Annotated in this window: 14 protein-coding genes and 1 pseudogene; 13 read left to right on the forward strand and 2 right to left on the reverse strand. The window is 71.9% G+C overall.

What is annotated here, in order from left to right; genetic code table 11:
* Window positions 1–112: 112 nt before the first annotated feature.
* Complete coding sequence (locus IE178_RS30820; RefSeq protein ID WP_193514535.1) at window positions 113–1,240, forward strand: ferrochelatase; 1,128 nt, start codon at window positions 113–115, stop codon at window positions 1,238–1,240.
* An 8-nt stretch (window positions 1,241–1,248) separates the two neighbouring features.
* Window positions 1,249–2,064, forward strand: coding sequence for an inositol monophosphatase family protein (locus IE178_RS30825; protein WP_184761751.1), 816 nt, complete (start codon window positions 1,249–1,251; stop codon window positions 2,062–2,064).
* 216 nt (window positions 2,065–2,280) lie between these two features.
* Here IE178_RS30825 and IE178_RS30830 read toward each other — a convergent pair whose 3' ends face one another.
* Window positions 2,281–2,454, reverse strand: a complete 174-nt coding sequence (locus IE178_RS30830; RefSeq protein ID WP_184761750.1) for a hypothetical protein — start codon at window positions 2,452–2,454, stop codon at window positions 2,281–2,283.
* Window positions 2,455–2,894: 440 nt separating this feature from the next.
* Between IE178_RS30830 and IE178_RS30835 the strand changes: the two genes are divergently transcribed.
* The 4 genes from IE178_RS30835 to IE178_RS30850 all read left to right on the forward strand — a co-directional run bounded on the left by IE178_RS30835 (window position 2,895) and on the right by IE178_RS30850 (window position 6,453).
* On the forward strand, window positions 2,895–3,548 hold the full coding sequence (locus tag IE178_RS30835; protein WP_003993508.1) for a response regulator transcription factor: 654 nt from the start codon (window positions 2,895–2,897) through the stop codon (window positions 3,546–3,548).
* Window positions 3,549–3,554: 6 nt separating this feature from the next.
* Window positions 3,555–4,805, forward strand: coding sequence for a sensor histidine kinase (locus tag IE178_RS30840; protein WP_184761749.1), 1,251 nt, complete (start codon window positions 3,555–3,557; stop codon window positions 4,803–4,805).
* Window positions 4,806–5,198: 393 nt separating this feature from the next.
* A complete protein-coding gene (locus IE178_RS30845) occupies window positions 5,199–5,495 on the forward strand; it encodes a DUF4193 domain-containing protein (RefSeq protein WP_003993510.1) in 297 nt (98 codons plus the stop codon).
* 13 nt (window positions 5,496–5,508) lie between these two features.
* On the forward strand, window positions 5,509–6,453 hold the full coding sequence (locus IE178_RS30850) for a hypothetical protein (RefSeq protein WP_193514536.1): 945 nt from the start codon (window positions 5,509–5,511) through the stop codon (window positions 6,451–6,453).
* 48 nt (window positions 6,454–6,501) lie between these two features.
* Here IE178_RS30850 and IE178_RS30855 read toward each other — a convergent pair whose 3' ends face one another.
* Window positions 6,502–6,972 carry a DUF3093 domain-containing protein gene (locus IE178_RS30855; protein ID WP_193514537.1) on the reverse strand — a complete coding sequence of 157 codons (471 nt, stop codon included), beginning with the start codon at window positions 6,970–6,972 and terminating at the stop codon, window positions 6,502–6,504.
* A 112-nt stretch (window positions 6,973–7,084) separates the two neighbouring features.
* Between IE178_RS30855 and IE178_RS30860 the strand changes: the two genes are divergently transcribed.
* From IE178_RS30860 to IE178_RS30890, 7 genes and pseudogenes are all read left to right on the forward strand, one after another.
* On the forward strand, window positions 7,085–7,669 hold the full coding sequence (locus IE178_RS30860; protein ID WP_184761746.1) for a PaaI family thioesterase: 585 nt from the start codon (window positions 7,085–7,087) through the stop codon (window positions 7,667–7,669).
* Entirely contained in the window at window positions 7,666–8,226 is a 561-nt protein-coding gene (dut, locus tag IE178_RS30865) for a dUTP diphosphatase (RefSeq protein ID WP_184761745.1), read from the forward strand. Before IE178_RS30860 ends, dut begins: the two co-directional genes overlap by 4 nt.
* Window position 8,227: 1 nt before the next feature.
* Window positions 8,228–8,980: a DUF3710 domain-containing protein gene (locus IE178_RS30870; protein ID WP_184761744.1), complete on the forward strand. Its 753-nt coding sequence runs from the start codon at window positions 8,228–8,230 to the stop codon at window positions 8,978–8,980.
* A 102-nt stretch (window positions 8,981–9,082) separates the two neighbouring features.
* Window positions 9,083–9,268: pseudogene (locus tag IE178_RS30875) on the forward strand (alginate lyase family protein); the annotation flags it as partial.
* Between the two features lie 63 nt (window positions 9,269–9,331).
* Entirely contained in the window at window positions 9,332–10,024 is a 693-nt protein-coding gene (locus IE178_RS30880; RefSeq protein WP_184761743.1) for an ABC transporter ATP-binding protein, read from the forward strand.
* A gap of 126 nt (window positions 10,025–10,150) precedes the next feature.
* Window positions 10,151–12,694, forward strand: a complete 2,544-nt coding sequence (locus IE178_RS30885; RefSeq protein ID WP_193514538.1) for a DUF4118 domain-containing protein — start codon at window positions 10,151–10,153, stop codon at window positions 12,692–12,694.
* Window positions 12,691–13,371, forward strand: coding sequence for a response regulator (locus tag IE178_RS30890; RefSeq protein WP_193514539.1), 681 nt, complete (start codon window positions 12,691–12,693; stop codon window positions 13,369–13,371). The genes IE178_RS30885 and IE178_RS30890 overlap by 4 nt, the downstream gene beginning before the upstream one ends.
* Window positions 13,372–13,463 lie beyond the last annotated feature (92 nt).

The following is a 13,463-nucleotide window of genomic DNA, read 5'->3' on the forward strand; positions in this document are numbered from 1 at the left end:
TCGATAGAGCTTACTGACCCAGGTCACTCCGACGCACCGGCGATGACCGTCGCGCGGGCGGTGACACCCCCGCCGTGTCCCGGCCGGCGGTGCCGGGTGGCAGGATCGAGGCATGCCAGACGTGCTCGATGCCAGCCCTTACGACGCTCTGCTCCTGCTGTCCTTCGGCGGCCCCGAAGGCCCGGACGACGTGGTTCCGTTCCTGGAGAACGTGACGCGCGGGCGCGGCATCCCCAAGGAACGCCTCAAGGAAGTCGGCCGGCACTACTTCCTGTTCGGTGGGGTCAGTCCCATCAACGACCAGAACCGTGCGCTGCTGGACGCGCTGCGCGAGGACTTCGCCGAGCACGGCCTGGACCTGCCGGTCCACTGGGGCAACCGCAACTGGGCGCCCTACCTCACCGACACCCTGCGCGAGATGGTCCGGGCCGGCCACCGCCGCATCCTCGTCCTGGCCACCAGCGCCTATGCCTCGTACTCCGGCTGCCGCCAGTACCGGGAGAACCTCGCCGACGCCCTCGCGGCCCTGGAGGCGGAGGGACTGGAGCTGCCGAGGATCGACAAGCTGCGGCACTACTTCAACCACCCCGGCTTCGTGGAGCCCATGATCGACGGGGTCGTCCGGTCGCTCGCCGAGCTGCCCGAGGACGTCCGGGACGGCGCGCACATCGCGTTCACCACCCACTCGATCCCCACCTCCGCCGCGGACACCTCCGGCCCCGTCGAGGACCACGGCGACGGCGGTGCGTACGTCGCACAGCACCTGGAGGTGGCGAAGCTGATCGCCGACGCCGTCCGGGAGCGCACCGGCGTCGACCACCCCTGGCAGCTCGTCTACCAGTCCCGCTCGGGCGCCCCGCACATCCCCTGGCTGGAGCCCGACATCTGCGACCACCTCGAGGAGCGGCACGCCGCCGGGGTCCCGGCCGTGGTGATGGCCCCCATCGGCTTCGTCTCCGACCACATGGAGGTCCTCTACGACCTCGACACGGAGGCCGAGGCCAAGGCGGCGGAGCTGGGGCTGCCGGTGCGCCGCTCCGCGACCGTCGGCGCCGACCCGCGGTTCGCCGCCGCCGTCCGTGAGCTGATCGTGGAGCGTGCCGCCGCCGAGCGCGGGCAGGACGTCACGCCGTGCGCCCTGGGCACGCTCGGCGCGAGCCACAACCTCTGCCCGGTGGGCTGCTGCCCGGCCCGCGCACCGCGTCCCGCCGCCGCGGGCGCCGACAGCCCCTACGCATGAGGAGCCCCGTGACCGACCCCCTGCACGCGCAACTGCTGGAACTGGCCCGGGAAGCGGCCCGCCGCGCGGGCGAGCTGCTGCGGGACGGCCGACCGGCCGACCTGGCGGTCGCCGCGACCAAGTCCAGCCCGATCGACGTCGTGACCGAGATGGACATCGCGGCCGAGAAGCTGATCACCACGCTGATCGCCGAGCGCCGTCCGGAGGACGGCTTCCTCGGCGAGGAGGGCGCCTCCACCGAGGGCAGCAGCGGCATCCGCTGGGTGATCGACCCCCTCGACGGCACGGTGAACTACCTGTACGGCCTGCCCACCTGGGCCGTCTCCATCGCCGCCGAGCAGGACGGCGAGACCGTGGCCGGGGCCGTCGTGGCGCCCATGCGCGGCGAGGCGTACCACGCGGTCCGCGGAGGAGGCGCGTGGGCCACCGGCGCCTGGGAGGGCGAGCGGGAGCTGACCTGCCGCCCCTCGCCGCCCCTGGACCAGGCCCTGGTCTCGACCGGCTTCAACTACGTCGCCGGGGTCCGCACCCACCAGGCCGATGTGGCGCAGCGGCTGATCCCCCTGCTGCGGGACATCCGGCGCGGCGGCTCGGCCGCGGTCGACCTGTGCGACGTCGCCGCAGGGCGCCTCGACGGCTACTACGAGCGCGGACTCCACCCCTGGGACCTCGCCGCCGGTGACCTGATCGCCAGGGAGGCGGGCGTGCTGACCGGTGGACGCCCCGGAGAGCGCCCGTCCTGGGACCTCACCATCGCGGCCACCCCGGGCGTCTTCGAGCCCCTCCAGCAGCTCCTGGAGGACTTCGGCGCCTGGCACGACTGAATGGTGCGTTCGCCGGCGGGGACGGCTCTCTCACGGCGGGCGCGTCGGGACACCGGACCCAACGGCCCTCGCCCGGCGCCGGCGTGCGACACACACGACACGGGCCCCGGCGCTGGATCTTGGGTTCTAACGGTCCTCGCAACACCCGCGATCTGTGGGAGTTGCGAGGACCGTGGGCGTTGCTGGATTCGCCGGGGCCCGTGTCGTGCGAGCCGGTCAGACGCTGTACACGCCGACCTCCACGCCGTGCTCGGCGGCGAGGCGGCGCAGGTCGTCGAGTTCGCCCTGCTCCACTTCGACGAGGAATTCGTCGCCCTCGTCGCGGGCACGCGTCAGATCGGACTCGGTCGCCTTTATGCGCTGGAGAAGTCCTGCGGTGAATGCGTCCATGCTGCGCCCCCTCGTCCTGGGTCGGCGGGTCGGTGGCACGGGGGTGTGCCGTTCGGAAGGGACGATCACGTCGTGAGCGGATGCCCGGCGCCGCTCTGCCGGGCGGCGACGGTGCCGGACATCCACGCCCGCTCTGCGGAAGCGGACTTATGCGTACCGCATGGTGGTGCGGTACGTGCAGAGCGTGATCGCGGGATGTAAAACCCGTCCTCCCCAAGCTGTCTTCCGCGGAAACCTAACCGCGCGAGAAAATCTCGTATTCCCGCCCCGTTCGCCCGGAGGTTCCCCGGTCCCGCACCCGTCCGCCACCGTCCGCTCACCCGCCTTACCGCCGACTTATGGCCGAAAAGGGCAGGATGGAGGCAACACACCCACCCGCACCCCTGCCCGCGTGCGCCCTCCGGCGCTGCCCGGGCAGGTCATGAGGAAGGACCAGCGACGTGCGCGTACTCGTCGTCGAGGACGAGCAGCTGCTCGCCGATGCGGTGGCCACCGGACTGCGCCGGGAGGCCATGGCCGTCGACGTCGTGTACGACGGTGCGGCCGCCCTGGAGCGCATCGGCGTCAACGACTACGACGTGGTCGTCCTCGACCGCGACCTCCCGCTCGTCCACGGCGACGACGTCTGCCGCAAGATCGTCGAGCTCGGCATGCCCACGCGCGTGCTGATGCTCACGGCGTCCGGTGACGTCAGCGACCGCGTCGAGGGCCTGGAGATCGGCGCCGACGACTATCTGCCCAAGCCCTTCGCGTTCAGCGAGCTCATCGCGCGCGTGCGCGCCCTGGGACGGCGTACGAGCGTGCCGCTGCCGCCCGTTCTGGAGCGCGCCGGGATCAAGCTCGACCCCAACCGCCGCGAGGTCTTCCGCGACGGCAAGGAGGTCCAGCTCGCGCCGAAGGAGTTCGCCGTCCTGGAGGTGCTCATGCGCAGCGAGGGCGCGGTCGTGTCGGCGGAGCAGCTGCTGGAGAAGGCCTGGGACGAGAACACGGATCCCTTCACCAACGTGGTGCGGGTGACCGTGATGACCCTGCGCCGCAAGCTGGGCGAGCCGCCGGTCATCGTGACCGTGCCCGGCTCCGGATACCGGATCTGATAGCCGATGGCCGCCACGCCCGCGCCCCCCACCGCGCCCCCCAAGCCGACGTGGGACCCGAGGAAGCTGGACCCGCCCTTCCCGTGGCTGCGTCCGACCATCCGCATACGTCTCACGCTGCTGTACGGCGGCATGTTCCTGATCGCCGGGATCCTGCTGCTGTCGATCATCTACCTGCTGGCCGCACAAGCCCTCCACGACGGCGGCAGCGGCCAGTCCTTCCAGGTGACCGGCACCAACATCGACATCACCAGCGACACCTGCCCCCAGCTGGACAGCGCGACCACCAACGGTCAGCTCAACGAGATGCTGAAGCAGTGCAACGCCGCCCAGCGCCAGCACGCGCTGGACGATCTGCTCAGCCGCTCCCTGGGGGCGCTGCTCGGTCTCGCGATCATCGCCTTCGCCTTCGGTTACGCCATGGCCGGCCGCGTCCTGTCGCCGCTGGGCCGGATCACCCGCACCGCCCGCGCGGTGGTCGTGGCGGGCTCCGACCTGTCCCGCCGGATCGAGCTGGACGGCCCGGACGACGAGCTGAAGGAGCTGGCCGACACCTTCGACGACATGCTGGAGCGACTCCAGCGGGCGTTCACCGCCCAGCAGCGCTTCGTGGGCAACGCCTCGCACGAGCTGCGCACCCCGCTGGCGATCAACCGAACCCTGCTGGAGGTGCACCTCTCCGACCCCCACGCGCCGGTGGAGCTCCAACAGCTCGGCAAGACGCTGCTGGCCACCAACGAGCGCAGCGAACAGCTCGTCGAGGGTTTGCTGCTGCTCGCCCGCAGCGACAACCAGATCGTCGAGCGCAAGCCCGTGGACCTCGCCGAGGTGGCCTCCCAGGCCATCGACCAGGTGCACGCCGAGGCGGACGCCAAGGGCGTGGAGATCCGCGGCACATGCGAACCCGCGGTCGTCCAGGGCAATGGCGTGCTGCTGGAGCGGATCGCCCTGAACCTGGTGCAGAACGCCGTGCGCTACAACGTGCCGGAGGACGGCTGGGTCGAGGTGACCACCGAGGTCCAGCACGGACAGGCGGTCCTGGTGGTGCGCAACACCGGCCCGGTCGTCCCGGCGTACGAGATCGACAATCTCTTCGAGCCGTTCCGGCGGCTGCGCACCGAGCGCACGGGCAGCGACAAGGGCGTCGGGCTCGGTCTGTCCATCGTGCGGTCGGTGGCCCGGGCGCACGGCGGCCACATCTACGCCCAGCCACGTGAAGGAGGCGGGCTCGAGATGCGTGTCACCCTCCCGATCTGAGACCATGCCCCCGACACAACGGGGTGTTCGCTTTGCGCGGAATTTCCGGGGCACGTTTCCGGTATCCACGTGTGTGATCGATCACAGGGGAGATTTCGCGACCATCCACTCTCCGTGATCATGTAACCCGTCGGAAGGTCGGGAAAGTCCCGGTTTTCGGGGGCCTTGATCACGGGAAGTACACGGTGGGGCGCCTTTGAAGTGCGGTATCCGGACCGTGTACGGTCCCCATCGCCATCCAAGCCGATCACTCATGAGGAGTCCGGTTGGGTGTCGATTGAGTAACAGACCTTGATGTGAGGCAAAATCTCCGCCTCAGGTCGGGCACAAGTCCGGCCTCTCACGCGTTACGTGCGCTGGAGACACCGCATACACCCAGAGGGGGAGAGCGACATGGCAACCGACTACGACACTCCACGCAAGACCGACGACGACGTCGACTCGGACAGCTTGGAAGAACTGAAGGCCCGACGGAACGACAAGTCGGCCTCCGCAGTGGACGTCGACGAGTTCGAGGCCGCCGAAGGCCTGGAACTGCCCGGGGCGGACCTCTCGAACGAGGAGCTGGCCGTCCGGGTCCTGCCGAAGCAGCAGGACGAGTTCACGTGCATGAGCTGCTTCCTGGTGCATCACCGCAGCCAGCTGGCCCGCGAGAAGAACGGCCAGCCGATCTGCCGCGACTGCGACTGAGGACGGGTCGGCCGTGACTGGCTCGACCCCTCCGCGGAAGCGCCGCTTCTTCGCGAGGGGAGCGGACCAAGGGCCCGAGCAGGGCCCGCAGCACGACACGCGTGACGACGAGCGAGGCTCAACCGGTACCGGGGCGGCCTCGCTCGAATCGGCAGCCGGCCGGGGTGACCTCCCGGCGTCCCTGGAGGTCACCGCGCCCGTGGCGCGCAGGCGGGCCGCCGTGTTCCGCGACAGGGCCCGGGAAGGCGCCCGTAAGGGCGGCGTCCGCGCCCGTGCGGGACTGGCGTATCTCTCGGACCGGATCATCGAGATCGCGCCGCGTGTGCCCGTACGGGACCTTCCGACGCTGCGTCGGCAGTTCCCCGGGCTCGGGCCCGAGGAGCTGGCGGACAAGCTCGTGGCGGGTGCCGCGAAGGCCACGGCGACCGTCGGAGCCGGAGTCGGCGCGGCGGCGGCGATGCCCGTACCGCCCGCGATGCCGGCGGAGCTGGCCGCCGAGGTCACCGGCGTCGCCGCGATCGAGCTGAAGCTGATCGCCGAACTCCACGAGGTCTACGGTGTGCGACCGGCCGGCGGCCTCGGCCAGCGCAGCACCGTGTATCTGAACTCCTGGTCGCGGGAGCGCGGGATCGAGGCGACCAAACCGTCGACCGTGAGCGCGGCGCTGAACAGCCGTATGAAGCGCGAACTGCGCCAGCGGATCATGAAGCGGACGGTCCGCAACCTGCCGAACCTGATGCCGTTCCTGGTGGGAGCCGCCGTGGGCGCCGCCATGAACCGCCGGGACACCAGAAAGCTCGCCGCCCGCATCCGGGAGGACCTGCGCGGGATCCAGGTGCCCTGGGACGCGCTGCCGGCGCTCCCCGCCCTGGAACGCCCCGAGGACGCCCTCCCCGAGGACGCCCTGAGAGAACTCGGCGGCCACTCGGAGAAGGGCGACGGGCACCGGGCCCCGTGACGAACGCCTTCGCGGTGACGCACCGCCGGCCGATTCCCCGTCCCGCCCCTAAGAGGCGTCCGCGGACTCCTTCGCCGCCCGCAGCGCCTGTGCCAGTCGCTCCGGCTCACGGGTCGACAGGAAGACGTAGGGAGTCGGGTCCGCCGGGTCCGTGACGTCCACGCGCAGAGCGCCGGGGATGTAGGCGCGCAGCAGCATGAAGGAGCGCGGGTCGGCCTTGTGGGTGCGCCAGGCCCGGGCCTCCTCGGCGTCCAGGATCTCCGCCTCGCCCAGCGCCGACACCGGGATCTTCGCGTCGCCCGCGATCAGATGGCCGCCCACGACCCGGATGCGCACCGAACCGTACGAACTGGCCACGACCGCCGCGACGGCGGTGCCGCCGGCCAGGCCGCCGAGCATCGGCAGCGTGCCGAACGGCAGCAGGATCAGCGCCAGGGAGACCCCCACCAGAAAGGAGATCAGCCACCAGGTGCCGGGGGCGGTGAGGCGTTCTTCGTACGGGGAGGCGGAGAGCTGCATGAATCCAAGCTTGGCACGGTGGCGGGGGACGCCCGCCATCAGGGCAGCCAGCGCGAAGCGCGGCCGGGCAGGGCGGCGGTGGGCGACGGGCGGGCGGGTAAGGTCTGCGGCTGTGAGTGGTACTTCCGCAGCTCTTCAGCCCCCGGCCGACGCCGTAGAACCGGTGCGCCACCCGGACGCCCCCGCCCCCGGCGAGCTCCTGGGCGCGCACTACGGCCAGTGTTTCGGCTGCGGCGGCGAACAGCCCCACGGGCTGCACCTCGAGGCCCGCGCCGGCGAAGGCGTGTCGATCACCGCCGAGTTCACCGTGAAGTCCGCCCACCAGGGCGCCCCGGGACTCGCGCACGGCGGGGTGCTCGCCACCGCCCTGGACGAGGCGCTCGGCTCGCTCAACTGGCTGCTGCGCACGATCGCGGTGACCGGCAGGCTGGAGACCGACTTCGTCCGTCCGGTGCCGGTCGGCACCGTGCTCCACCTGGAGGCGGAGGTGACGGCGGTGGCGGGACGCAAGATCTACTGCACCGCCACCGGACGCATCGGCGGCCCCGAGGGGCCCGTCGCGGTCCGCGCCGACGCCTTGTTCATCGAGGTCAGGGTCGACCACTTCATCGACCACGGCCGCGAGGAGGAGATCCAGGCCGCCATGAGTGACCCCGACCAGGTCCGCAGGGCCCGTGCCTTCGAGGTGAACCCGTGAGCGGGCCCCGCCCCGGCGCACTCGAGGTGCTGCTCAGGCGTGTCGACCCCGACGTACCGCTTCCGGCGTACGAGCACCCGGGTGACGCGGGGGCCGATCTGCGGACCACCGAGGCCTGCGAACTGGCGCCCGGAGAGCGCGCCGTGCTGCCCACCGGGGTGTCTGTGGCCCTGCCCGAGGGGTACGCGGCCTTCGTGCACCCGCGATCCGGTCTTGCCGCCCGCTGCGGCGTCGCCCTGGTGAATGCCCCGGGGACGGTTGATGCCGGGTACCGTGGGGAGATCAAGGTGATCGTGGTGAATCTCGACCCGCGCGAGACCGTGCGGTTCGAGCGCTTCGACCGGATTGCCCAACTGGTCGTCCAACAGGTCGAGAGGGTTCGTTTCGTGTCGGTCGCGGAACTTCCTCCCTCGGCCCGGGCCGAGGGGGGCTTCGGTTCCACCGGCGGGCACGCGGCGGTGGAAGGTAAGAGCGGCACAAGCGTTCAGGCCGCCGTGGGCGGCACAGCGGGTGGGAATCGATACGCTTCGGTCGTATCCGACCGGGAAGGACAGTGACGTGTTCGGACGTCGCAAGAAGAAGGATGCCGCCGAGGGTGCGGCCGGCGAGGCCGAGCAGGTCGTCGACGGTGTCGACGCTGAGGCGGACGAGGAGGCGCAGCGACTGAGGCTCGAGCCGGCGCCGCGGCCCGACGGGCCCTGGGACAGCACCGAGGTCCGTGAACCCGGCGAGGGCCGGGTCGACCTGGGCGGCCTGTTCGTGCCCGGCGTCGACGGCATGGAGCTGCGGGTGGAGGTCGCGGGCGACGCGATCGTCGCGGCCACCGTCGTGCTGCGCGACAGCGCCATCCAGTTGCAGGCCTTCGCCGCGCCCAAGCGTGAGGGCATCTGGGGCGAGGTGCGCGAGGAGATCGCGTCCGGCATCACCCAGCAGGGCGGCATCATCGACGAGGTCGAGGGTCCGCTGGGCTGGGAGCTGCGCGCCCAGGTGCCGGTGCAGCTGCCGGACGGCACCGGCGGCTTCCAGGTCGTGCGGTTCGTCGGTGTGGACGGACCCCGCTGGTTCCTGCGCGGGGTGATCTCGGGCCAGGGCGCGGTGCAGCCGCAGGCCGCAGGACTGCTCGAGCAGATCTTCCGGGACACGGTGGTGGTGCGCGGGGAGGGCCCGATGGCGCCGCGCGACCCGATCGTCCTGAAGCTGCCGAACGACGCCCAGATGGTCCCGGAGAACGTGCAGCAGGAGGAGGGCTCCCGCTTCGCGGGCGGCATGGGCCAACTGCAGCGCGGACCCGAGATCACCGAGGTCCGTTAGCCGGGCCCGGTCACAGTCGGTCTCGAAGGGTCGCATCCCCCAGCAGGGGTGCGGCCCTTCGCCGTGCGCGGACCCTTGACGCCTTATTGGTCCGGACCTAACTTCTGCGGCGGCTCCCTGCACCTCGGCCTGGGCCCGGTCACCGAGGTCGGCTACAACGCCCCGCACAACCGCCTCGGCTTCGCCATGACCAACAACCAGGCGCTGACCGAACGCACCCGCCCCTCCGGCACCGACAACCTCTTCGTCGCCTGGGAGACCCTCACCCACGGGGACAACCCGGCCTGACCGTTGATCGACCGGGCGCCTGGCGGGGATACTGGCGCCCGGTCCACGGGGGAGGGCAGCCGCATGAGTCAGGTGGTCACCGAGACGATGGTGCGCGTCGAGGACGTGCACAAGTCGTACGGCACCCGAGCCGCCGCGGTCCACGCGCTGCGCGGCGTCTCCTTCGAGGTACCGCGCGGCGAGCTGGTCGCCCTCGAAGGGCGCTCGGGATCCGGCAAGACCACCCTGCTGAACATCGTCGGCGGCCTCGACACACCCGACCGGGGGCGGGTCGTCCTCGACGGGCGCGACCTCGCCGAGCTCGACGAGAACGGGCTGCTCGCCCTGCGCCGGGACCACGTCGGCTTCGTCTTCCAGTCCTTCGGACTCATCCCGATCCTCACCGCCGCCGAGAACGTCGGCGTCCCGCTGCGACTGCGCCGGGCCGACCCGCGCGAGCGGGAGGAGCGCGTCGAACTGCTGCTCTCCCTGGTCGGGCTCGCCGACCACGCGGCACAGCGGCCCGGCGAGCTGTCCGGCGGCCAGCAGCAGCGGGTCGCCATCGCCCGCGCCCTCGCCAACAGCCCCTCCCTCCTCATCGCCGACGAACCGACCGGCCAGTTGGACGCGGAGACCGGGCACGCGGTGATGGAGCTGCTGCGCGCGGTCGTCCGCAGCGAGGGCGTGACCGCGCTCGTCGCCACGCACGACGCCACCCTGCTCGACCTCGCCGACCGGGTCCTGGAGCTGAGCGACGGCGTGATCGTCGAGCGCTGACCCCGCGGGCCGGCGCGTCAGAGGTGCGTCAAGGACGGTCCGCGCACCCCTTCCGACGTCCGCGTATCGCCCATCGCGGCCGTAAGGTCGACTCCGCGACACGAGCGACCGGAAGACAATGAGGCCATGGCACGCGGCAAGCTTCGGATTCACCTGGGTGCGGCACCGGGCGTCGGCAAGACGTACGCGATGCTCTCCGAGGCGCACCGGCGGGTCGAGCGCGGCACCGACTGCGTGGTGGCGTTCGTCGAACCGCACGGCCGGCCGCGCACCGAGGCGCTGCTGAACGGCCTGGAGCGGATCCCCTGCGCGGAACTGGAGCACCGGGGGGCCGTCTTCTCCGAGATGGACCTCGACGCGGTCCTCGCCCGCCGCCCCCGGGTGGCCCTGGTCGACGAGCTCGCCCACACCAACGTCCCCGGCTCCCGCAACGCCAAGCGCTGGCAGGACGTGGAGGAACTGCTGGCGGCCGGGATCGACGTGCTGTCGACGGTCAACATCCAGCACCTGGAGTCGCTGGGCGACGTCGTGGAGTCGATCACCGGCGTACGGCAGCGGGAGACCGTACCGGACGAGGTGGTGCGGCGGGCCGACCAGGTCGAGCTGGTCGACATGACCCCCGAGGCGCTGCGCCGCCGCATGGCGCACGGCAACATCTACCAGTCGGACAAGGTCGACGCCGCCCTGTCCAACTACTTCCGCCCCGGCAACCTCACCGCGCTCAGGGAACTGGCGCTGCTGTGGGTGGCCGACCGGGTCGACGCCCACCTCCAGCGCTACCGCAGCGAGCACGACGTCTCCGCGATATGGGGCTCGCGCGAACGGATCGTCGTCGGCCTGACCGGCGGGCCCGAGGGCCGCACCCTGATCCGGCGGGCCGCGCGGCTGGCGGAGAAGGGGGCCGGAGGCGAGGTGCTCGCCGTCTACATCTCCCGCAGCGACGGGCTCACCGCGGCCTCCCCGAAGGAGCTGGTCGAGCAGCGCTCCCTCGTGGAGGACCTCGGCGGCACCTTCCACCACGTCGTCGGCGACGACATACCGGCCGCCCTGCTCGCCTTCGCGCGCGGGGCCAACGCCACCCAGATCGTGCTGGGCTCCTCGCGCCGAAGGACCTGGCAGTACGTCTTCGGCCCCGGCGTCGGCGCGACCGTCGCGCAAAACTCCGGGCCCGATCTGGACGTGCACATCGTCACCCACGAGGAGATCGCCAAGGGGCGTGGACTGCCCGGATCCCGGGGCGCGCGGCTCGGGCGGTCCCGCCGGGCGTGGGGCTGGACGGCCGGGGTGGGCGGTCCGGCGGCGGTGGCGGTGCTGCTCAGCGCCGTGGACCTGGGACTCGCCAACGACATGCTGCTGTTCCTGGCGCTGACGGTGGCGGCGGCCCTGCTCGGCGGACTGTGGCCGGCCCTGGCCTCGGCGGCCGTCGGCTCACTGCTGCTGAACTACTTCTACACCCCGCCCGTGCACCGCTGGACCGTCGCCGACCCGAAGAACATCGTCGCCATCGTGATCTTCGTGGCGGTCGGCGTGTCGGTGGCGTCCGTGGTCGACCTCGCCGCCCGGCGCACCCATCAGGCGGCCCGGCTGCGCGCCGAGTCGGAGATCCTCTCCTTCCTCGCCGGCAACGTGCTGCGCGGGGAGACCGGCCTGGAGGAGCTGCTGGAACGGGTCCGTGAGACCTTCGGCATGGAATCGGCCGCCCTGCTCGAACGCGCGGGCGACGTCGAGCCGTGGACCTGCGCGGGCCGGGCGGGCCGGGGACGGCCGGTCGAACGGCCCGAGGACGCCGACGTCGAGGTGCCCGTCGGGGACCACATGGCGCTGGCGCTGACCGGCCGGGTACCGCCCGCCGAGGACCGCAGGGTCCTGGCCGCCTTCGCCGCCCAGGCCGCCGTCGTCCTGGACCGCCGCCGACTCCGCGAGCAGGCCGACCGCGCCCTCGCCCTCGCCGAGGGCAACCGCATCCGCACCGCCCTGCTGGCCGCCGTCAGCCACGACCTGCGCACCCCGCTGGCCGGGATCAAGGCGGCGGTCTCCTCGCTGCGCTCCGAGGACGTCGAGTGGTCACCCGAGGACCGGGCCGAGCTGCTGGAAGGCATCGAGGACGGCGCCGACCGCCTGGACCACCTGGTGGGCAACCTGCTGGACATGTCCCGGCTGCACACCGGCACGGTCACCCCCCTGATCCGCGAGATCGACCTGGACGAGGTGGTGCCCATGGCGCTCGGCGGGGTGCCCGAGGGCAGCGTCGCCCTGGACGTCCCGGAGTCCCTGCCCATGGTCGCCGTGGACCCGGGGCTGCTGGAGCGGGCGATGGCCAACGTGATCGAGAACGCCGTCAAGTACAGTCCCCCCGGTCTGCCCGTCCTGGTCGCCGCCAGCGCCCTCGCCGACCGGGTCGAGGTGCGGGTGGTCGACCGCGGCCCCGGCGTCCCCGACGAGGCCAAGGACCGTATCTTTGAACCCTTCCAGCGTCACGGTGACGCCCCGCGCGGGGCCGGTGTCGGCCTCGGCCTGGCAGTCGCCCGCGGCTTCGCCGAGGCCATCGGCGGCACCCTGAACGCCGAGGACACCCCGGGCGGCGGCCTCACCATGGCGCTCACCCTGCGCGCCGTGGGCGCGCGCCCGGAGTCCGTACCCGCCGCAGAACCGGAAAGGCAGCCCTCATGACCCGTGTGCTGGTGGTCGACGACGATCCGGCCATCGTGCGCGCCCTCGTGATCAACCTCAAGGCACGCTCCTACGAGGTCGACGCCGCCCACGACGGCGCCGCCGCCCTGCGCACCGCCGCCGCCCGCCATCCCGACGTCGTCGTCCTCGACCTGGGCCTGCCCGACATGGACGGGGTCGAGGTGATCAGGGAGCTGCGCGGCTGGACCCGGGTGCCGATCCTGGTGCTGTCCGCGCGGCACGCCTCCGACGAAAAGGTCCTGGCCCTGGACGCGGGGGCCGACGACTACGTGACCAAGCCCTTCGGCATGGACGAACTGCTCGCCCGGCTGCGGGCCGCCGTGCGCCGCGCGGAGCCCGCCGGTGACGGGGGCGACGTGGTGGTGGAGACCGGCGGGTTCACCGTCGACCTGGCCGCGAAGAAGGTCAACCGCGGCGGCAGGGACGTCCGGCTGACGCCCACCGAGTGGCATCTGCTGGAGGTACTGGTGCGCAACAGCGGCCGGCTGGTGGCGCAGAAGCAGCTGCTGCGGGAGGTGTGGGGGCCGTCGTACGGGACGGAGACGAACTACCTGCGCGTGTACATGGCGCAGCTGCGGCGGAAGCTGGAGGCGGATCCGTCACATCCGCAGCACCTCATCACCGAGCCGGGCATGGGGTACCGCTTCGAGAAGTGAAGGTCGGGACAGTGCCCGCACCGGTGGCCGGGAGCGGCCGGTTCGGACCCGGCGACCAGGGGGTACGTAAACCGTCAGTGCACCCCGGTACG

Source organism: Streptomyces griseoloalbus (assembly GCA_014650015.1).
Lineage (GTDB): Bacteria > Actinomycetota > Actinomycetes > Streptomycetales > Streptomycetaceae > Streptomyces > Streptomyces griseoloalbus.